This is a genomic window from Mesorhizobium sp. M1A.T.Ca.IN.004.03.1.1, from assembly GCF_003997555.1.
Taxonomy (GTDB): domain Bacteria; phylum Pseudomonadota; class Alphaproteobacteria; order Rhizobiales; family Rhizobiaceae; genus Mesorhizobium.
The window spans coordinates 1-237 of sequence record NZ_RZTV01001059.1; the positions used below are offsets into that span (position 1 = coordinate 1).

Consider the following 237-nt stretch of genomic DNA (forward strand, 5'->3'; position numbering starts at 1 on the left):
GAGCGTCTACGATTGGCAAAAAAGCTCTGCGAGGACCCTTTGCTCTCTTCGGCATTGACGGTGTTGCGGACCAAAGTCGGAGCCGAGGTTTCCAGCGCGAACAAGAGGCAGCCCTTTGCGATCAACATCGATCAGCCTGTCGACCTCGCTATTGCGGCGATCCTCGAGCATATGAAAGATCGGCCGTCCGTCGCAGTCACGAACCTGACCTATCCCCTCCCCGCAAATGAAGGCGAC

At 57.4% G+C, this 237-nt stretch carries 1 protein-coding gene; it reads left to right on the plus strand.

Translation table 11 applies throughout. The features are described from left to right. Nucleotides 1-12 precede the first annotated feature (12 nt). A partial coding sequence (locus EOD29_RS36890; RefSeq protein WP_206520625.1) for a hypothetical protein occupies nt 13-237 on the plus strand: 225 nt, incomplete at its 3' end.